General features: G+C 60.3%; 15 protein-coding genes. 6 read left to right on the top strand and 9 right to left on the bottom strand.

Annotation, left to right across the window (positions count from 1 at the left end; genetic code table 11):
• Both ACFFAR_RS00535 and ACFFAR_RS00530 read left to right on the top strand, forming a co-directional pair.
• The coding region (locus tag ACFFAR_RS00535; RefSeq protein ID WP_375507382.1) for an autotransporter outer membrane beta-barrel domain-containing protein at positions 1 to 1,408 on the top strand (1,408 nt) is incomplete at its 5' end.
• A 218-nt stretch (positions 1,409 to 1,626) separates the two neighbouring features.
• Positions 1,627 to 2,394 (top strand): SDR family NAD(P)-dependent oxidoreductase, encoded by a 768-nt coding sequence (locus ACFFAR_RS00530; protein ID WP_174364668.1) that lies wholly within the window; start codon positions 1,627 to 1,629, stop codon positions 2,392 to 2,394.
• 52 nt (positions 2,395 to 2,446) lie between these two features.
• Here the strand turns inward: ACFFAR_RS00530 and ACFFAR_RS00525 are convergent, their stop codons facing one another.
• The 8 genes from ACFFAR_RS00525 to ACFFAR_RS00490 form a co-directional block, all read right to left on the bottom strand.
• Positions 2,447 to 4,591, bottom strand: a complete 2,145-nt coding sequence (locus tag ACFFAR_RS00525) for a TonB-dependent receptor (RefSeq protein ID WP_375507381.1) — start codon at positions 4,589 to 4,591, stop codon at positions 2,447 to 2,449.
• A gap of 513 nt (positions 4,592 to 5,104) precedes the next feature.
• On the bottom strand, positions 5,105 to 5,314 hold the full coding sequence (locus ACFFAR_RS00520; RefSeq protein ID WP_075358419.1) for a hypothetical protein: 210 nt from the start codon (positions 5,312 to 5,314) through the stop codon (positions 5,105 to 5,107).
• A gap of 199 nt (positions 5,315 to 5,513) precedes the next feature.
• Positions 5,514 to 6,146 (bottom strand): response regulator, encoded by a 633-nt coding sequence (locus ACFFAR_RS00515; RefSeq protein WP_174364908.1) that lies wholly within the window; start codon positions 6,144 to 6,146, stop codon positions 5,514 to 5,516.
• Positions 6,143 to 8,179, bottom strand: coding sequence for a response regulator (locus ACFFAR_RS00510; protein WP_375507380.1), 2,037 nt, complete (start codon positions 8,177 to 8,179; stop codon positions 6,143 to 6,145). Before ACFFAR_RS00510 ends, ACFFAR_RS00515 begins: the two co-directional genes overlap by 4 nt.
• Complete coding sequence (locus ACFFAR_RS00505; RefSeq protein WP_375507379.1) at positions 8,176 to 10,341, bottom strand: ATP-binding protein; 2,166 nt, start codon at positions 10,339 to 10,341, stop codon at positions 8,176 to 8,178. Before ACFFAR_RS00505 ends, ACFFAR_RS00510 begins: the two co-directional genes overlap by 4 nt.
• A gap of 132 nt (positions 10,342 to 10,473) precedes the next feature.
• A complete protein-coding gene (locus tag ACFFAR_RS00500) occupies positions 10,474 to 10,686 on the bottom strand; it encodes a type II toxin-antitoxin system prevent-host-death family antitoxin (RefSeq protein ID WP_174363604.1) in 213 nt (70 codons plus the stop codon).
• A gap of 20 nt (positions 10,687 to 10,706) precedes the next feature.
• A complete protein-coding gene (locus tag ACFFAR_RS00495) occupies positions 10,707 to 12,428 on the bottom strand; it encodes a VRR-NUC domain-containing protein (protein ID WP_375507378.1) in 1,722 nt (573 codons plus the stop codon).
• A gap of 64 nt (positions 12,429 to 12,492) precedes the next feature.
• A complete protein-coding gene (locus ACFFAR_RS00490) occupies positions 12,493 to 13,242 on the bottom strand; it encodes an SDR family oxidoreductase (RefSeq protein ID WP_174363602.1) in 750 nt (249 codons plus the stop codon).
• Between the two features lie 91 nt (positions 13,243 to 13,333).
• Here ACFFAR_RS00490 and ACFFAR_RS00485 point away from each other — a divergent pair, with 91 nt between their 5' ends.
• The 4 genes from ACFFAR_RS00485 to ACFFAR_RS00470 all read left to right on the top strand — a co-directional run bounded on the left by ACFFAR_RS00485 (position 13,334) and on the right by ACFFAR_RS00470 (position 19,499).
• Positions 13,334 to 13,690: a helix-turn-helix domain-containing protein gene (locus ACFFAR_RS00485; RefSeq protein ID WP_062002013.1), complete on the top strand. Its 357-nt coding sequence runs from the start codon at positions 13,334 to 13,336 to the stop codon at positions 13,688 to 13,690.
• Between the two features lie 147 nt (positions 13,691 to 13,837).
• Positions 13,838 to 15,139, top strand: coding sequence for a UDP-N-acetylglucosamine 1-carboxyvinyltransferase (locus ACFFAR_RS00480; protein WP_062002397.1), 1,302 nt, complete (start codon positions 13,838 to 13,840; stop codon positions 15,137 to 15,139).
• Between the two features lie 365 nt (positions 15,140 to 15,504).
• The gene (locus tag ACFFAR_RS00475) at positions 15,505 to 16,323 is read left to right on the top strand and encodes a transporter substrate-binding domain-containing protein (RefSeq protein WP_174363601.1); all 819 of its coding nucleotides are present in this window, start codon (positions 15,505 to 15,507) and stop codon (positions 16,321 to 16,323) included.
• 44 nt (positions 16,324 to 16,367) lie between these two features.
• Positions 16,368 to 19,499 (top strand): EAL domain-containing protein, encoded by a 3,132-nt coding sequence (locus ACFFAR_RS00470; protein WP_375507386.1) that lies wholly within the window; start codon positions 16,368 to 16,370, stop codon positions 19,497 to 19,499.
• A gap of 33 nt (positions 19,500 to 19,532) precedes the next feature.
• Here the strand turns inward: ACFFAR_RS00470 and ACFFAR_RS00465 are convergent, their stop codons facing one another.
• The gene (locus ACFFAR_RS00465; protein WP_062002015.1) at positions 19,533 to 20,453 is read right to left on the bottom strand and encodes a LysR substrate-binding domain-containing protein; all 921 of its coding nucleotides are present in this window, start codon (positions 20,451 to 20,453) and stop codon (positions 19,533 to 19,535) included.
• Positions 20,454 to 20,564 lie beyond the last annotated feature (111 nt).

Raw genomic sequence — 20,564 nt, 5'->3', positions numbered from 1 at the left:
TACAACCGTAATCGTGAAGCCGACAGGCCTTGGCGCGCTGACCGTTGGCGATGGCATCAAGGTCGTGCAGGTGAACGGCACGGCTGCATCCGGAACGTTCCATATGACCGCGCCGGTACAGGCGGGCGCGTATGAGTACCTGCTGTATCAAGGCGGAACAGGACGGCCGAGCGACTTCTACCTGCGTTCGTCGCTGGAGAATCCGCCGGTTACGCCACCTGTGACACCGCCCGTGACGCCTCCCGTCACGACTCCGGTCACGCCGCCTGTGACGCCTCCGGTTACGACGCCTCCGGTTACGACGCCGCCGGTTACAACGCCCCCGGCAACAACGCCGCCGGCCACGACACCGCCGGTGACAACCACGCCCGCTTCCCCCAACGACGCCGCAGTGATTGGCGGCACGGGCACGACGCCCACGCCGTCCGCTCCGATTGCGTACCGTCCGGCTGTCATCGGATATGCGCTGACACCGTCGCTGAACATCGACTACGGTTTCGCGATCCTGAGCCGCCTGCATGAGCGCGTGGGTGACATCGCCAATCTCGAGAAAGCGCAAGGCACGCACGACAACGGCGTGTGGGGACGCATCGGTGGCCAGAACCTCGATGCCAATTCGGGCGACCGTTTCTCCGCCGATGAACGCACGTTCTTCGCACAATTCGGCAAGGACTGGACGTTGGCTTCGAACCCGGCAGGCGGCAGCACGCACGCCGGCGTGACGCTGACGATCGGCTCGACCTCGGCCACTTTCGAAGACAGCGCACGCAGCCTGAACCCGACGCTCGGTACGGGGACCGGTTCAGTGGAAACGCAAGCACAATCGCTCGGCGGCTACTGGACGAAGTACCTGAAGGACGGCAGCTATTTCGACGCCGTCGCGCAACTGACCCACTATCGCAACAAGTACGGCGATGTCTACGGCGGCGGCGCTTCGCAGAACGGCTACGGCACGGGTCTTTCTGGCGAAGTCGGCAAGCCTTTCCTGATCGGCTCGACGACGATTGCGATCGAACCGCAGGCGCAGTTGATGTATCAGTACCTGCATCTGAATGGTTTCAACGATGGCATCTCGCCGGTAGGCAGCACATCGAGCAACGCGCTGCGCGGCCGCGCCGGGTTCCGCATCTTCAAGGCGAACCTGAGCAACGACACGAAGACGGGTGCATTGACGCCTTACTTCACGGCCGACGTGCTGCGCGATTTCCTGACGCCGGGCAACACGACGGTCGACGGATCGACCTTCAACGGTGCGTTCTCGAAGACGTGGTACGAACTCGGCGTGGGACTGACCACGAGCATGGGCAAGTCGTCGGAGATGTATGCCAACGTGAAGTACTCGCGCAACATTGGCGGTGATTATCGCCGGGGTGTGTTTGGTCAGGTCGGGTACAAGTTCAGCTGGTAAGAACAACTGCAGGACGTGAGCTATGAGCGGGGGAATGACGAACACCAGGTTCGTCATTCCCCCGCTTTTTTTGGGTGGTCAAAGGTCCAATGTAAAGCCGATTCTTGCCCAAGCCCTGCAGCGATGTGAAAATAAAGCGATCATCTGCTTATGTGCAGTACCTTACGTTTTCCATTTCGCCATTCAATAAACAGAGACCCACTCAGGAGAACATCGCCGTGAACTCAGAATCCGACCGTCGCGCACGCATCGCCGTTGTCACCGGCGCCGGAGCCGGCATTGGCCGCGCTGCATCGCTTGCTTTACTGCAGGACGGCTGGACCGTGGTGGCCGCGGGACGCCGTATCGAACCGCTCGAACAGCTTGCCAGCGACGCGCCCGATGGCAGCCGCGTGCTGCCCTGCCCCTGCGACGTGGCGGATCCAGAAGCCGTGAAGAACCTGTTCGCCACAGCGGTCGACACGTATGGCCGCGTCGATCTGCTCTTCAACAACGCGGGCGTATCGAACCCGCCGGGGCCGTTCGAGGACTGGACCGTCGAGCAGTGGAAATCGGTCATCGATATCAATCTCAACGGCATGTTCTATTGCATCCAGCAAGCTTTCCGCGTGATGCGCGCGCAAACGCCAATGGGCGGCCGGATCATCAACAACGGTTCGATATCGGCGACATCGCCGCGACCCAATTCCATTGCGTACACCGCGACCAAACACGCTGTTGAAGGCATGACGAAATCCGCCTCGCTCGATGGCCGGAAGTACGACATTGCGGTGGGCCAGATCGATATTGGCAATGCGCAGACCGATCTCGCCGCGCGCATGGCGAAGGGTGTGCCGCAGGCAAATGGAGAAATTGCCGCTGAGCCGATGCTCGATGTGAACATTGTCGGGCAATCCGTGCGTTATATGGCGAGCTTGCCGCTGGAGGCAAACATTCTGTTCCACACGGTCATGCCGGCGAAGATGCCCTTCGTGGGCCGAGGATAAACAAGCGCGCAAAAAGCGGCGGCGCAATGCATCGCGCTGCCGCTTCGAACGATTACATCCGCCAGCGCGCCGACACCGTGAAGGTGCGCGGATCGCCTGGCATGTTGCTCATGTCCGCGTTGCCGTGCGCGGAGATGAAGTAGTTGCGGTTGAAGAGATTATCGAGCGTCAACGTGACGTCGACCTTCTTGCCGTGATAACCGGCGCCAAGGTCGAAGGTCACGAAGGACGGTAACGTGACCAGGTCGCTTGCCGACGTGAAGCGCGCCGACTGGAACTGGCTGCCGCCCGCTACGTAAAAGCCGTAAGGCAGATCGCGCTTGATCCAGATGCTCGCGCTATGCCGCGGCGAGAGACCGGGGGTGCTGTCGTGCAGCGAGATGCCTGCAGCGGTTGCCTGCGGCGAACCCTGCACGTTCCCGTTCAAATAGGTATAGCCGCCGAACACGGACCACTTCGGCGCGACCTCCCCCGCAAACGACAACTCCACACCGCGCGAATGCTGCGTGCCGATAGGCAGCGAGAACGACGGATTCGTCGGATCGGCGATCTGCTGGTTGGTCTGCTTCATGTCGAACAACGCGACGCTCGCGCTCGCGTGTCCGCCGAGGTCTAACTTCGAACCCACTTCGAAGCTCGTGGTCTTTTGCGGCTCGAGCGTGGACGCATTAGCGACCACGCCGTTGCTGATGAGCGTATCCGCCAGCGGCGAGAACGACTGGCTATATGTGCCATACAACGTCACCCACTCCAGCGGCTCGTACATCAAGCCCACCCGCGGGCTCCACGCACGATCCGTACGCGCGAGGTTCACGCCCGCTGCCGTATAGTCGCGGCGCGTCTGGTCGATGTAATCAAAGCGCAGTCCGGCAAGCACTTTCCAGTGTTCGGTCAGCGAAATCAGGTCCTGCGCATATAGCCCGGCAATGCCGATTACGGTCGAGCCATTGGTGCTCGCAAGCGTACCGGGCTTAATGCCGGGAAGATCGATTTGTTGCGGATTGAAGAGATTGTAAGTCGCGACGTTCTTGTTCGTGTAGATGGTGTCGAACTTTTGCTGTTGCGATAATTCCAGGCCATACAAGACCTCGTTTTTCATGCCGAACAGCGTGGCTTTCTGCGTGAGTTCGAACATGCCGTCAACGCCATGATCGTTGCGAAAACGCGTCGACTCGTCGAGCGTCACGACCGGATTCGCGGCTGTCTTGATCGGTTCGTAGTTGACGTAGTTCTTGCGCTCGAGCGAGAAGTCATACGTGCGTACGGCTGCATGGAATGACAGCGAGTCGTTGAAGCGGTGGTCCAGCGACGCCGTCGCGCTTTCCACCGTGATGTCGTTATACGACGTGTTCGCAGCATTCGCCGAGCCATAGTACGTGTTGTGCGGCACGTCGACCGGCCGCCCGAGATAAGCGGGCAGGCCCTGGTCCGAGGTTCGGCGGTCATGCAGGTAATCGGCTTCGAGATTGAGCGTGGTGTTGGCATCGAGCTTGAATTGAGCCGACGGCGCTATCGCCTGGCGGTTTAACTGGAACTGATCGCGAAAGCTGTTGGAGTTCTCGCCGGCGCCCGTTATGCGAAAACGTGCTGCGTCGTTTGCATTCAGTCCAATATCGAATTCGCCACGACGTTCGCCCTCGGTTCCAAGCGACACACCGACTTCCTGCTGCGGATCGGCTTCGGGTTTCTTCAGCGTCCGGTTGATCAGCCCGCCCGCTGAACCGCGCCCGTACAGCACCGCAGCGGGTCCCTTCAAGACCTCCACGCTCTGCACGTTGGAGAGGTCGCGGTAGTACAGCGAGTCGTCGCGAATGCCATCGACGTATTGGTCCGTGATGCTGCTGAACCCGCGAATCGTGACTTGATCACGCTGCCCGTCGCCGACCGAGAAGCCCACGCCGGGCACGTTGCGTAACGCCTGCTGAATCGAGGTGGCGTTCTGTTCTTCGATGAGCGCGCGCGGCACCACGGTGACAGTTTGCGGCACATCCATGAGCGAGGTGCTGGTTTTGGTCGCGGTCTTCGAGCGGCTCGTATCGTAGGTCGTGCGGTCCGTCCGCGCGTTGATATTGATCGCCGGCAACGTGGACGCTGGCGCGGGCGCGGCGGCTGGCGTCTCTTGCGCGAGCAAAGGGCGCGCGCCGGCAAGCGAGGTGGCAATGACGAGTGCGCGACAAGCTTTCTTCTTGATAGACATGGAAAGGTTCGTAGGGTTGAAGACGATAAAGCGACAGGAACGCAAATATAAAACGAGCCGCAGTTACCACGAACCACCATGCGTTTCGAGAAGACACGACATCGGCTGCCGTGGAACGGCATTCGATGTGGGGAGGAGGAGGTGCTTTGGCGGCGCGGGAGTCGCAGAGCGCCCGCACGCCGATCAAGCCGATATGTTTCGGCCTGTCATTTTTCGAAAGAAAGAATAATAACCGCGATAAATAGAATGCCGCGCATACCCTAAGTTGGCTTAGGGCTTTTAATGAAGTCTTGCGAGTCAACGAAGCATTGGGCTATTTTTATTACTAATTTGTAATTTAAAGATATGCAAACGAAAGATTATCGATCCTGTTTTTGAACGGTTTGGCGTTTTAGCAGAACCGGAGAACCAAGGCGAAAAAAAAGCGCCATGCGAGCATGGCGCTTGAAAATTCTAGCTTCCGAGGGATGGGCTAGAACTGAGAGACGGTCAGGGCTTGGACTACACGCACACTCAGTGCATGACGCCGAAAAACGCCAGTACGGCATCGTCCGGGCTCAGGCCTACTTCAAAATAACCTTGCAATCGCTCGGCGGTCGGATCATCCAGCCGGAATGGCGGCCGGATGAATTTCGCGGCGACGGAGCGGTCGTACCAGAGACTTATCCACTCCTTCAAATCGACCAGCATCAACTCTTCAGCCACTACGGATCGATCGGCCATAGGATCTCCGCAACTTAACCAGGCGAACATCGGGAATGAAACGGAAATACAGCGCTGGAACGCGTTTGATATGGGCGCATCGTTTCATACAGCTTCATATTAAATATTCGGCCTCGATTTGCCAGTCGGCGGAAGCGGATTTTCCCCTAGGCGGTTCCTGATTCTCCTATCAGGATTTCCTGACACGGCGAATCAATCGCTATTCGGTCACCAATCCGTGCCTCACTGCGTATCGGATCATTTCCGAATTATTGTTCAGGCCGAGCTTCTGCATGAACCGCATCTTGTGTGTGCTGATGGTCTTGGCGCTGAGCGAGAGGGCGTCGGCAATATCGTTGATGCTGCTGCCCGCAGCCAGCATCCGTAACACCTGGAACTCGCGGTCCGACAGGATTTCGTGCGGTGGCCCGTCGTTCGATGGGGCATCGAAAACGATCGCATCCACTAGTTTCGGATCGATGAAACGTCCGCCCGCAGCGAGCTTGCGAATGGCCGCAAGCAGCACTTCGAGATCGCTGTCCTTCGTGACATAACCCGTTGCGCCCGCACGCAACGCGCGCGAAACGACCTGCCCTTCGTTGTGAATGCTCAGCACGAGAATGGGAAGCGCCGGCTGCTCGGCCCGCACACGCCGGATCAGGTCCACGCCGCTGATGCCGGGCATGGTCATGTCGAGCATCAGCAGATCGACGTGGCAGGCACGCAGCTTGTCCACTACATCGGCGCCGTGCGCTGCTTCGCCAACCACCTGGATATCGGTCGTGGTCGCAACGATCTGCTTGAGTCCGCTGCGTACGATTGCGTGGTCATCGGCTATGAAAATACTGATCATTGTTCCCGTCCGCCGTCGAGCGGTAAGTGAATCGACACCATGGTTCCCGCGCCCGGCGCGCTGTCTATCTGCAATGTCCCGCCGATCAGTCTCGCGCGTTCGCTCATGCCGAGCAGGCCATACGAGTAACCGCCTTGCGCGGAATCAGCGTCGAAGCCCTTGCCGTCATCGCTTACGCGCAGATCGAGCGCGACGTCGCTGCTTACCAGCGTTACGGTCACGCGCGACGCCGCTGCATGCCGCGATACGTTCGTCAGCGACTCCTGGACGATGCGAAATACGGCGGTGGAAAACGCATCGGCAAGCACGGGTTCGCCACCGCGCACGACGAGCTGGCATGGCATGCCGTTACGCCGTGCGAAGTCCTCGGCGAGCCATTCGAGCGCCGAGACTACGCCGAAATTGAGCGCAGCAGGCCGCAAATGACTCGCGACATTGCGCACCATCCAGATCGTCTTTTCGACCAGTTCGCGGATGTCGTCGATCTTGCGCGTGGCTTCAGGATCGGTGTTTGCCTTGACGTTCGCATCACCCACGAGGCGCATCTTCAGCAGCGCAACATCCATCTTCAGCGCGGTCAGGACCTGTCCGAGTTCGTCGTGGATTTCCATGGCGATGCGCCGTCTTTCCTCCTCGCGGATCGCTTCGAGATAGGCCGATAATTCGCGCAACCGCTCACGTGACGCAAGCAGTTCTTCTTCGGTCCGCTTGCGCTCGGTGATGTCCTGAACGGTTCCAACGATACCCCACGGACTTCCCTCATCGGCCTGGATATGTTCCGCTTGCAGCCGCACGATCCGCGTGGCGCCATCGGGTCCGACAATACGATGATCGATACCAAACGGCTTCCCCGTGCACATCAGCACGCGCACCGCCCGCCTGAAGGCGGCATGGTCGTCGGGATGAACCGCTGCGAGGTAAGCGCTGTAGCACGGCTTCACCTGCGAGCAGACAACACCGAGGATCCGGTAAATTTCCGACGACCAGTGCGTGACCCCTCGCGCGCTGTCCCACGCCCAGTCGCCCAGGCGCGCAAGGCGCTGCGCGTTCGCGAGACTCGCCTCGCTTGCGCGCAGTTTTTCGTCGGCTGCTTTGCGCGCGGTGATGTCGTAGAGGCCTACATAGATGGCGGGAACGTCGTCGTAGGTTGCAACGCGGGCATTCGCCACGGCCCAGAACGACGTGCCGTCGGGCCGCCTGAAGCGCAGTTCGGTGTTATGCAGATTGCCCTCGCTGCGCAATTTGCAAACAACCGGATCGCGCTCACCCGGCGCTCCATAAAAGTCGACGATGTTGCCCGTTGTCTGCGCCTCATCGAATGAAAAGAGCCTTCGAAAAGGCTGGTTCATGTAAAGAATCTCGCCTTGCGGCATGGACGTGATGCACAACGGCACCGGACTCGTTTCAACGATCGCACGAAAGCGCGCTTCGCTTTGCTTGAGCCGCGCCTCGACATCTTTACGTTCGATGATCTCGAGATTCAGGCTCAGGTTGGCCCGCGCGAGTTCCTCGGTTCGTTGCGCAACGCGCGCCTCGAGTTCATCGCGTGCTTCGCATAGCTTGCGCTCGGTTTCCTGACGCACCGCTATCTCATGCTGCAATTGCAGGTTGCGCGTGACGAGTTGTCGCTGCAACGTGCGCAATGACAGATGCGTACCAATGCGCGCAACCACTTCATCGACGCGAATGGGTTTCGTGACGTAATCCACGCCGCCCGCCGCGAGCCCTTCCACGACATCGGCGGCCGCCGACATGGACGTCATGAAGATCACGGGAATCTCGTTCGTATCGCTGTTCGCTTTCAGGCGCCGGCAGGTTTCATAACCATCGATGCCGGGCATCTTCACATCCAGCAAAATCAGGTCGGGTTGCGAGAACGCTGCGCGTTCCAGCGCCTCAAGCCCGTCGAGTGCAACCAGCACGCGATACCCCTGGTCTTCCAGGCTCTCGACCATGACGCTCAGGTTCGCCGGCATGTCGTCCACGATCAGGACCGCGGGCGCCTCGACCGCCACTGTTGCCGTATCGCTCATGACGCGTGTCTCCCTTCAAGATGCTGTTCCACGAACTGCACGATTGCCTTCGTCCGATACCCCTTCGCCAGCGCGCGCAGCTCCGCTGCAAACGCGCCGTAACGGGCGTCCAGATGCGTGATGCGTTCGGCCCACAGCACGATTTCACGCATGTTCCCTTGCCGCGCCAGGCGATGCAACACTTCGAGTTCGTCAAGCGGCAAAGGAATATATGGCATTGGCGCGCTAAAGGTCCCAGGCGGCTCGATAATCGCCGTTGGCGCATGGATCCATTCAATCGAGGTCACCGACGCGATCTTGTGCAGCAGCGTGTCGAGATGAAGCGGCTTGACGATAAACGCATTCGCGCCCGCAGCGAGGCTGCGTGGTTCGTCGCCGCCGGAAGGACTTGCGGACATAGCGATTACCGGGACCTCGCTCATTCCCGGCATGAGACGCAGGCGATGAATGGTCTGCAGCCCGTCCAGGCCGCCCATGATCACGTCGGTGAGAACCAGGTCCGGGGTGGTCCGCCGGGCGATCTCGACCGCCTCCGCGCCGCTTTCCGCTTCGAGCACCGCGAAACCGATGTGCCCCAGCATGACGGCGGCCACCGCGCGATTCGTGGGCGCATCATCGATCACGAGCACCGTTCTGCGCGCGCCCGCGTAGCCCGTGATCACCCGCGCGGGCACCGTCGGCGATCGCACGACAAGCCAAGCCGGCGTGGCCGCATCGAGTTCAAACCAGAATGTGCTGCCCTCTCCCTTGCAGCTCTCGACGAAGATTTCACTGCCCATCGCGCGCATGAGTTGCCGGCTGATGCCGAGTCCAAGCCCCGCGCCGCCACGCTGCCGTTGTTCGTCGCCGCTTTGCTCGAAGGGCTCGAAGATCAGCTCGCGTTGCGCCTCATCAATACCGATGCCTGTGTCCTCCACCGTGAATCGAACACGGCCATCCACGAGCGTTGCCACGCGCAAGGTCACGCTGCCGTGGTCGGTGAACTTCACCGCGTTGGCGAGCAAATTAAGCAACACTTGCCGTAGCCGCCGTTCATCGGCACGTACGGCCTCGGGCACACCCCGCGCGGCGTTGCAGACAAATACCAGGTCTTTCTGCTCCGCCTTCACGCCGATGATCTCGCGAATATCGTTGAGCAAACCCGCAAGCGGCACGGCGACGATATCGAAGGGCACCTTCCCCGCCTCGATCCTCGCGATGTCCAGGACGTCGTTGATCAGCGCCAGCAGATGTTCGCCGCTGCGCTGGATCACGCCGAGTCCATCGCGCTGGCGCTCGTTCAAGGCCGGATCGCGGCTCAGCACCTGCGCGTAGCCAAGAATGCCGTTGAGCGGCGTGCGCAATTCGTGACTCATGTTGGCAATGAACTCGGACTTCGCACGATTGGCCGCTTCCGCTGCATGCCGCGCTTCACGGCCTTCGGCGGCTTCGCGTTCATCGATATACGCACGATAAAGCCGTGCCGACATTGCATGGAACGATGCCACCACGCGCTCGAGTTCGTCCGGATGACGCGGCGGTTTGCGTTGCAACGCAAAGGCTTGCGGCGCTTGCCGGAAGTCGTAGCTCTCTACGCGCCGCGCCACCACCGCGAGATGCCGCGTCACGAGACGCGAAAAAATATAGAACGTGAAGAGCGTGACGATGAACGTGTTCGCCGCCTGGCTCAGCAAGATGACCAGCGCGGTTTTATACAGCTCGCGGTACAGGTTCGTGAGCGTCGCCTCCACTTTCAACGTGCCGATCATTTCTTCGTGACCTTGAATCCGATACACGACAGGGAAGCTCCGCACGATCACCGGCCCCAGCGTGCGCTCGCCTGCGGCGACGACCATGGACGTATCGCTCGCGATGATCTCGGTGACTTCGGCAATCCGGATATCGGGCAGACGGAGAATGCCGTCGAGCTGCAGCTCGAGTTGCGGGCGATCGAGACGCCAGAGCGCTTCGCCCAAGCTGCCGCGATAACTCTCGTTGATCTGCGCGAGCCTGCTTTCGATCAGCGCCATGCCCCGGTCATAGTCGCGATAAAGCTGCAGCGCCGTGAGCGTCAACGTCACCATGCAGCTAAACAGAAAAACCGTTGCGAGCAGGCGCAGGACAACACTGCTGCGGTGGCGCCCGACTGAATCCCACAGTCCGCCAAACGTGTTAAGCGCCATATTTTTCCGGACCCGGCTAAGTTCTCGACTTGCGTATTTTGCGCTCTCCAATAGCGCGGGTCTAACGAGAGAAGTGCAGGGAAAGCCACTTTGATCGCGAAAAAAACCGACGCAGATGTACCGAGTGCTTAATTATTTGCTGAAGTGGACCGGTTCATTGAAGTCGGCGGCGATCCGTATCCGCCCTTTAAAGCTACCGAAACGGCGAATCGTTGGCTGCTTGAACGGGACCGGCATTAAAACAGCCTTGCCGCCTTTCGTGATAAGAAATTGCTCACCATTGCAAGCTGCATAAATTTGCCTGGACAGATCGGATGCAACATCGTGAAGTTCAATTATTTTCATATGCTCTCGCAGTAAAGTGTTTAGCACAGCTGCTCGCTAATGGCGCCGCTCTCACTTGCGGGATCGCACTGCGTCTCCGCCCATCTCACATGAACGACGCGCACCGGCATATCGTGCGCCGCGCAGTACGCGAGCCAGCGCGTCTGGTTATCCTGCAGACGGTCCCCCGGCCCCTTCACCTCGATCATTTCGTAGCGCCTCTGTTGCGGCCAGAAGCGGATCAGGTCCGGAAACCCCGTCCGGTTCGCGCCGATATCCTGCAAAAGCCTGCGAAACCACAACTTCATATGTGCGGCGGGCAAGCAAAGCAGCGCCTGCTCCAGCAGTTCGGCTGTCAGCATTCCCCAATGAACGAAAGGAGATTGAACGCCCGCCTTCAATTCAAACGCCGACCGGATCACGTGCTCGTGCTGAGCGGTATCGAGTAAAGCAAGGCATTGGTCGAACGCGTCGCGCCGTGCCGCATGAAAGCCCGGCGAATGGAGATCCGCGGGACCACGCTGGAACGGATGGAAAAATGCGCCCGGCAGCGGCATGAAGATCGCGTCCCAGCAAAGCAGCCCGAAGAGCGAATTGATCAATGTGTTCTCGACGTAATGCACGCCCGCGCCCGGTTCGCTGAGTGCATCGCGAACGATCATTTCTACCGAAGCAGGTCGGGCCGGCATTGGCAGGACAACATCGATACGTTCAACGGGTCGCGCCCTGCCCACGGGCTCGATGGGAAGCCCGAGCTTGCGCCGAAGCCGTGGCAACATGCGCCCGACGCGTTGCGCTTCCTCTTCGCTTTCGGGCTCGCTGCACGCCTGAAGCGCCAGGACGTATGCATCGGTGTAAAAACCCGCCTGTTCCAGCGCACGCATGCGCCGGTGCCGCGCGCCCGGAAACGCGCACGACCTGTAAGCGGCCAATGCCGTATCCCAGTGACGAAGCCGCTCGCAGTACTGCCCCACGCGATACAACAGTTTTTGCCGGCGCTGGTCCAGCCAGCCGTGATCGCAAGCCAGTGCTTCGATCTCGGGAATCATGGCTTCGATGGACGGCACGTCATCGATGGTATCGAGCATGTCGCGGTATGCATGCACGGCCAGGAACACATCGATATCCGCGCGGGTTTGGAAAGCGCGCGACGACCGTTCGAGCAAGACCCGCTCGTACCGCACGATCCCGAGGTCCGCGAGTACGAACTCGGCCCAGCTTTGGCGCAAATTGCCGAAGAACATGAGCCTCAGGCGCTCGCATAACGCGGTCACATTCAAACGCATGACGACGTCGCATGCACCCGGATGCCATTCGCGATAAACCCGCTCGCCGGGATGCAGGAACGAAAGCGATTCCTGTAGCTCGGACTTGCGCGCGCTCGCGGCGGCCGGATTTAGCGAGAAGATCTTCGTCAGTTCGGGTTTGGTGTGAAGACCGAAGACCTGGTCGAGCGTAAGCGGCGGATTTGCGTCCACCCAACCGAGCGCGCTGAGCGGCGCGAGCGCTTCGAGCGGGCATCCGATTTCATCGTAGAGCAGTTTGCTTGCGCGGAAATGCGGTCCCACGCGCATCAGCATGCGAACCAGCAACGCCCGCGACGCCAGCGGCAACGCCGCAAATTCGCGCAGGAAAACGCGCTCGTCTTCAGCCCAGAGGTCGTCGTAACGATCCGCAAGCCATTGGAGCGCGCGCTCGAAATTCAGGAGGTAATAAAACCGGCGCTGAAAATTCGCAGGTTGCAGGGAAGTCGGATCGCTCATGATCACTGTATGCATATACAGCAGTCATGATACCGCTACTGAAGCGCCCTGGGGTCGCTCCGCGTCAAATTTGCGCCGAGCCGCCATCGACGAAAAGTTCGCTGCCCGTTACGAAACTGCTTTCATCGGAGGCGAGGAAAAGTGCTGCATTTGCAGTCTCTTCGGGCTTGGCGAGACGTCCGAGCGGCGTGACCGATTGCACGTACTTGATCATCTCGTCGCTGGCTTCCTGCGTGGTCGCGAGGCCATGCCAGCCAGGCGTCGATGTCGCGCCGGGAACCAGCACGTTGACGCGGATCTTGCGCGGCGCGAGGTCGACAATCCAGCTTCGGGCGAAATTGCGGATCGCGGCCTTGGTCGCGCTATAAACGCTGAACGATGCCCCTCCTGTTACTTCCGTGGTCGATCCGGTCAAGATGATCGAGCTGCCGTCCCTCAACAGCGGCAACGCCTTCTGCACGGTGAAGAGCGTGCCCTTGACGTTGGTGTCGAAGGTCTTGTCGAAGTGCTCTTCCGTGATCTCGCCGAGCGCTGCAAATTCGCCGCCGCCTGCGTTGGCGAAGAGGATATCGATACTGCCCGCCTCGCTTTTGACGACCTCGAACAACCGGTCAATGTCAGCAAGTTTCGATACGTCGCCCTGGATGCCGCGCGCGTTCGCGCCCACTTCCGCGACTGCTGCGTCGAGTTCCTGCTGACGCCGTCCGCTCATGAACACGCGCGCGCCCTCCTCGGCGAAACGCTTTGCCGTGGCGAGACCAATACCGCTGTTCGCGCCCGTGATCACCGCGACTTTTCCTGTGAGCTTGCCCATGTGAGTTCTCCTTTAATGAGTTGGAGAATTCATTATGGGCGGGTACATTCTGTTATGCTAGTACCTACCTAAAGGTATGTGCCAAGGCATCATGGAAACCCGTTCTTTCAGTTGTGGGCTCGAGGTCGCGTTATCGGTAATCGGCGGAAAGTGGAAACCGATCGTCCTGTTTCATCTGAATGGCGGCCCGCGGCGTTTCGGCGAGCTCAAGCGGCTCGTCGCCGGCATCAGCGAGAAAGTGCTGATCCAGCAAGTACGCGAACTCGCAGAAGATGGCGTCATCATGCGGCGTGACTACGGCGAGATTCCACCGAGAGTCGACTATCAGATGACCGAATTCGGGTTGACGCTCGCCCGTGCACTGATGCCGTTATGCGCTTGGGGCGATGCAAACCGCGAACGCATCGACGCTTTGCTTAACAATAAAGCGCTGGCTGCAAGCGACTGAAAATAGGGGCCGGGTACGGATTCTGAAAAGCACCTCAAGATGTCGTGCCATGCACACATCGACATCGAAATTGACTGGCCCATGACGGCAAACGTTGCACGCGGTGGCATCATATGCGCCTTGCTCTCAAACGCCTGGCACCCATACATGTCCAACCTGATCGTCCACGGCGGCATTGCGCTGCGCGGTGAAATCACCCCGTCCGCCAACAAGAACGCCGTCCTGCCCATTCTCTGCGCCACCCTTCTGACCGACCAGCCATTGCGGCTTATAGGCGTTCCGGACATCACCGACGTCAAGAAGATCCTCGACATTTTCCGCATGCTCGGCAGCAGCGTTTCGATGGACTTCACGACCGGCGTCCTGCAGCTTCACCATCACGCCACGCGGTTCGATCCGGTCGAACACCGGCTGCCGGAAGAGATGCGTTCATCGATCATGCTGGTGCCGCCGCTGCTTGCACGCTTCGGCGTCGCGCGTCTGGAGAATGACGTAAAAGGCTGCACGTTGGGTGTGCGCGAGATCGACCCGCACGTCGAGGTATTCGAGCGTTTCGGCGCGCGCATCGAGCGCACGACGGACTCGCTGATCGTTCGCGTCGAATCGCAGATGACCGCGAATGATCACTGGTTCGACTATGCATCGGTGACGACGACCGAGAACTTCGTGCTTTGCGCGGCATCCGCGAATGGCACGTCGTCGCTGGTCAACGCGGCATCGGAGCCTCACGTGCAGGAGTTCTGCCGTTTTCTCGCGATGCTCGGCGTGGCGATCGACGGCATTGGAACATCACGCATCACCGTGACCGGCGGCAAGAAACTGGGCGGCGGCGAATTTCGTTTCAGCGAAGACTTTCATGAAATCGCCACGTTCCTCGCGCTCGGCGCTATCACGGGCGGTGATATTGCGGTGAAGAACACGGCGCCGGAACAGTTTCCGCTGATCGACCGGACCTTCGCGAAATTCGGTGTACACGTGGAGCACAGCAACGGCTGGTCGCGCACCGTTCGCGATGGCCCCTTGCGCGTGCGCCGGCCATTCACGCAGAACATCCTGACCAAGGTCGAAGCGGCGCCGTGGCCGTATCTCCCGGTCGACCTGCTGCCGATTTTCATCGCCCTCGGCGTGAAGGCGGAAGGCAGCGCCATGTTCTGGAACAAGGTCTACGACGGCGCCATGGGCTGGTCCGGCGAACTGTCGAAGTTCGGCGCGCACGTGTTCCTGTCGGACCCGCATCGGCTGATCACGTTTGGCGGCCTCACGCTTACGCCGGCCAAAGTGGAGAGCCCGTACATCATTCGCGTGGCGATTGCGCTGCTGATGGTTGCCGCAAGTATTGAAGGCCGCTCGGAAATCACCAACGCGCTGCCGATCCGGCGCGCGCATCCGCGATTCGTCGAAAACCTGCGCTCAGTGGGTGCGAACGTGGAATGGACCAGCAGCGAATAACCCTCGCAGCACTTCCAAGTAGTACGAGAAGCGCGGGCGCTCAAGCCCGCGCCTTTTACGCAGTTCATTATTTGACCGCAGTTCATCATTTGACCGCGAATCAAAAGCGCCAGATCAGCCAATCCTGGACCGCATCCCGCACGCGAGTCCGGATCACCAAGCCTGCTTAGAATAATTAATTAATCAAACTGCGTGGCGTCAAACGTAAGTGCCTTCGATTTGCGAATAAACTCTCGCCTGCCCGATGTGTCATCCTGTCGGCAAATCTGCTAAACGAACACGTCAATCACTTAGCTAAACAAAGAAGCGTCCGGGCCTCATTGAGCCGATGCGCTCTTGGTCAACTCATTCACCATGGAGACACAGTGATCAGAAATGGTCTTGGCGGCATGCTGCTCAAGCTCTTCTGCCTGGTGGCGACAGTGAGCGCGACTACGAGCAACGCAGTCGCGGCGGGTCCCGATTGCTCCCGGCCCTTTACGCTCGCATTGCACGATCACGGTCTGCTTTATTCCGCCGATACCGACACCGGTATCGACAAGGACTTTGCAGATGAACTCATTCGCCGCAGCGGCTGCAGGGTCAACGTGAGCCTGATGTCGCGTGCGCGCATCTGGCAATTGATTGAATCCGGCGCGCTCGACTTCAGCTTGTCCGGCATTGCGAATGCAGAGCGCAATCGCTTTGCAACGTTTGCGTGGTATTTCACCGATAAATATTATCTCCTCGTCCGAAAAGATTCCGGCATGCACCGTCTGGCGGATTTCGAACGCAGCGACCAGTTTCAGCTCGGCGTCATCCGGAGTTTCCGCTATAGCGATTCCGCCAACAAACTCGTCGATACACTCGCGGCCAAAAATCGCGTCAGTCAGGCGGGCGGCCTCGAACCTCTCTATGAAGCGCTGATCAACCGCCGCATTCAGGGCATGATCATGGAGCCCTTCGATTACCCCGCGCTCGAAGAAAAACGTATTCGCGATGTCACCACGGTCATCGAATTCAATGATCCTGCCGTGCCGCACGGTTTGATCATGTCGAAAAAAGCGCTTTCGCCCGATGAGCAGGCGAAGTGGCGCGCGCTGGTGAACCAGATGCGCGCGGATGGCACAGTGCTGCGGATCTTCCGCAAGTATTTCAAACCCGATCTGGCGCAGGCCATGGTCGATTTCAAGGCGCCGCAGTGACCCGGGCGCGCCGCTGGGTTCGTGCCGGCCTCTCGCCGCAGTCGCTGCATCGGCTGGTCCCGCTGTTGATTCCGCTACTTGTCCTCTTTGCCGCGCTGAGCGTCACGTGGGCCGTGTGGGATCACGAACAGCAAGCGTCGCGGCGCGAGTTGCTGTCCCAGTTCGACTTCTCGCTCGGCGACGCGGTGAGCCGTGTAGAACAGCGCATGGCCGCCTACGAGCAGATGCTGCACGGCGTGCAGGGCCTCTTTGCCGCCGGCGGCAATGTCGGCCGCGACAACGTGCGCGACTATGTCAGCGCGCTCAATCTCGACGCGAACTTCTCCGGCATCCAGGCAATAGGCGTCGTGAAGTGGGTATCGGCGGCGCAGAAGGACGCACATGTCGCGGCCATGGTCATGGATGGCCTCGGCCACTACGGCATCGCACCGCAAGGTGACCGCGACGACTACGCACCGATCGTCCAGCGCGAGCCGAACGTTGGCGGCAACCGCCGCACGCCGCTCGGCTTCGACACCTGGACCGATCCGGTGCGCCGTCTGGCCATGGAAAAGGCGCGCGACTCGGGCATGGCCGTGATATCGGGCAAGGTCAGGCTCGCAGTCGACGACGGCCCCGACGCGCAGCCCGGTTTCATCATGTACGTGCCGGTTTATACGCGCGGCCAGTCGCAGGACAACGTTGCGCAGCGCCGGGCGCATCTGGCGGGCTGGGTATATGCATCGTTTCGAATGAGCGATGTGATTGCAAGCCTCTACGGCGAGCAGCCGCGCGGCCTGTCGCTCGCCATCTACGACGGCGTCGAGCCGTCGGCTGCAGCGTTGCTCTATCGATCGCCCGATACCGGCAGGAAACCTCCGGCAGAGACGATCTCCGCCAGCGAATATCTCGTGGTAGCGGGCCATAACTGGACGCTGTCCCTCGCCACGCAAGACGGGTTCAAGACCGGATTCGGGCGCAACGCGCAATGGATCATCGCGATCACGGGCACGGGGCTGAGCATCACGCTGGCCTTGCTCGCGTGGTTGCTCGTGACCGGCCACGGACGCGCGATGCGCCTTGCTTCCACCATGACGCGCGAATTGCGCGAAAGCGAAGAGAAGTTTCGCGCCATCGCCGATTGCACCGTCAACTGGGAAGTCTGGTGGGGACCGGACGGCAAGCCGCGCTGGATCAATCCGTCGGTCAGGCAATACACGGGCTATACCGTCGAAGAATGCATGGCCATGTCCGACTTCGCCGCCACGCTGATCCATCCGGAAGACATGCCGCGGGTCGCGCCGGAATTCAAGAAGGGGCTGCAGGGGCATCGTGGTCATGACCTCGAATTCCGCTGCGTGCGCAAGGACGGGTCGATTGTGTGGCTGTCGGTTTCGTGGGTGCCGATCACCGACGCCAAAGGCGTCTTCACGGGCTTTCGCACGAGCGGGCGCGATATCACCGAGCGCAAGCAGGCTGAGTCCGAGTTGCGTATTGCGGCGGTTGCATTCGATTCGCTGGAAGGCATGATGGTTACCGACGCCAATACCAGGATCCTGCGCGTCAATTCGGCGTTTATCGAATGCACGGGTTACAGCGCGGAGGAACTCGTCGGCAAGACGCCGCGCATGCTTCAGTCCGGCCGGCACGACGCCGCCTTCTTCCGAGAGATGTGGGAATCGATCAACCGCGTGGGCGGCTGGCAAGGCGAAATCTGGGATCGCCGCAAGAATGGCGAGGTGTATCCGAAATGGCTGAGCATCTCGGCCGTGACGGGCGCGGACGGCGTGGTCAGCCATTACGTGGGCGCGCATCACGACATCACCGAGCGCAAGATCGCGGAGGAACGGATTCGCGAACTCGCCTTCTTCGACGCCCTCACCCGCCTGCCGAACCGCACACTGCTGATCGATCGCCTCACGCAAGCCATCGCACTCAGCACGCAGAAGAAGACATGCGGCGCGCTGCTGTTCATCGACCTGGATCACTTCAAGACGCTCAACGATACCCTTGGCCACGACAAGGGCGACGCGCTGCTGCAACAAGCGGCGGGAAGGCTTGCGGCGAGCGTCGGCCGCAGCGATACGGTGGCGCGCGTGGGCGGCGACGAGTTCGTCGTGGTGCTCGGTAGCCTGCATGAAAACCCGCAGGAAGCGGCGAACGAGACGGAGATCATCGGCGAGCGCATTCTCGCTGTTCTCGGCAACCCGTACCATCTCGACGACGTCGAATATCGCAGCACGGCGAGCATCGGGGCGACGCTGTTCTCGGGACATCACACGGTCATCGACGAACTGCTGAAGCAGGCCGACCTCGCCATGTACAAGTCGAAGGAACGCGGCCGCAACGCAATGTGTTTCTTCGATCCCGCCATGCAGACGGCCGTGATCGAACGCGCGACGCTCGAAGCGGGATTGCGCCGCGCGATCGAAGGTGATCAGTTCGTCCTGCACTACCAGGCGCAAGTGACCGACGGCGTGATCGACAACACGACGGACAGCTACCGTGTCATAGGTGCCGAAGCGCTGGTGCGCTGGCAGCATCCGGAAAAGGGGCTTGTGCCGCCGGCCGAGTTCATTCCGCTCGCGGAGGAAACCGGCCTGATCCTGGCGCTCGGGGACTGGGTGCTGGAAAGCGCGTGCACACGATTGGCGCAATGGATGGAGCAACCCGAAATGGCGCACCTGACCATGGCCGTGAACGTCAGCGCCCAGCAGTTCCGCCAGCCGGACTTCGTGGACAAGGTGCTGACGATCATCCGCAAGACCGGCGCGCATCCGGATCGCCTGAAGCTCGAACTCACCGAGAGCCTGCTGGTGGACAACATGCAGGACATCGTGCAGAAGATGTGGACGCTCAAGGCGAAGGGCGTGGTGTTTTCGCTCGATGATTTCGGCGTCGGGTATTCCTCGCTGTCATACCTGAAGCGCTTGCCGCTCGATCAGTTGAAGATCGATGAATCGTTCGTGCGCGATGTTCTCGTCGATCCCAACGACGCCGCCATCGCACGCACGATCGTGGCGCTTGCACAAAGTCTCGGACTCGGCGTGATTGCCGAAGGCGTGGAGACACCGGCGCAGCGTGATTTTCTTGCAAGCGTGGGATGCCACGCGTATCAGGGCTTCTATTTTTCACGCCCGATGCGCGTGGAAAGTTTCGAAGCGTTCGTGCGCAAGGACGATGCGGTGGCAGCTTGACGAAAGCCTTTTTCTTCGCAACAGGGCAGACCATCATTCAGGTGGTTGCGTGCTCCACTGAGCGAATTCATCGGCGAGAAAATCCACGCATACCCGCACCTTCGCCGATGCCGCCAGCCGCGCCGGATACACCGCCCAGACATTCGCCGGCTGCGTGACATCCGGCAGGACCTGCACGAGTTCCCCGCTTTCGAGCAGCGGCCGCACATCCCACAACGAACGCAACACGATCCCCCGCCCGGCCAGCGCCCATTGCACCGCCACCTCGCCGTGATTGGTCGAAAGCGGCCCTGTCACCTTGATCGACACCGGCTCGCCGCGCGCATGCAGACGCCACAAACCAAATGGATGATCGCGTTCCTTGATCGCGAGGCACGCGTGGCTCGCCAGGTCTGCAAGCTGCCTGGGCGCGCCGTGCTGCTTCAGGTACTCCGGGGAAGCACATAACACGCGATGATTCGATGCCAGCCGCTTTGCAATCAAGTGCGCTGCGATCTCGTCGCCGATACGGATGTCCAGGTCGAAGCCTTCGCCGGCGACATCGACGAGACGGTCGAACAGATCGAGCCTCACGCTCAGTTGCGGGTGTTTGTCGGAGAGACGCGCGAGCGCCGGCGCCACGATATGCCGCCCAAAACCAAAGCTGCTCGATACTCGCAGCGTGCCGCGCGGAACACGCCGCGTGGTGGAGACGTCTTCTACGAGCTGATCGACGTCATCGAGGATCTTTTCAGCCCATGCGTAGACGCGCTCACCCGCTTCCGTGATCGCAACCCGGCGCGTGGACCGATGCAACAAACGCGTACCCAGGTCGGCTTCCAGCACGCCGACGCGTTTGCTCACATACGCCGCCGATACCGACAGCGCCTCCGCCGCCCCGCTGAAACTGGACTTGCGGGCGACCGTGCAAAACACGCGAAGGTCATCGAGATTCGGGGAAAGCGGTGTTTTCATTGTTCACGCTTCGTGCATGGTGGCTTAACCGAAAACCCGATTCTAAGCGGTTCGCCACGGAATAGAATAGGTGTATCGAATAGACTGTTCCTCTCAACCCGGAGACATCAC

The organism is uncultured Caballeronia sp., assembly GCF_964243625.1.
In the GTDB taxonomy this organism is placed as follows: domain Bacteria; phylum Pseudomonadota; class Gammaproteobacteria; order Burkholderiales; family Burkholderiaceae; genus Caballeronia.
Note: the sequence above shows the minus strand (reverse complement) of the source record. Positions and strands in the feature narration are given on the sequence as shown.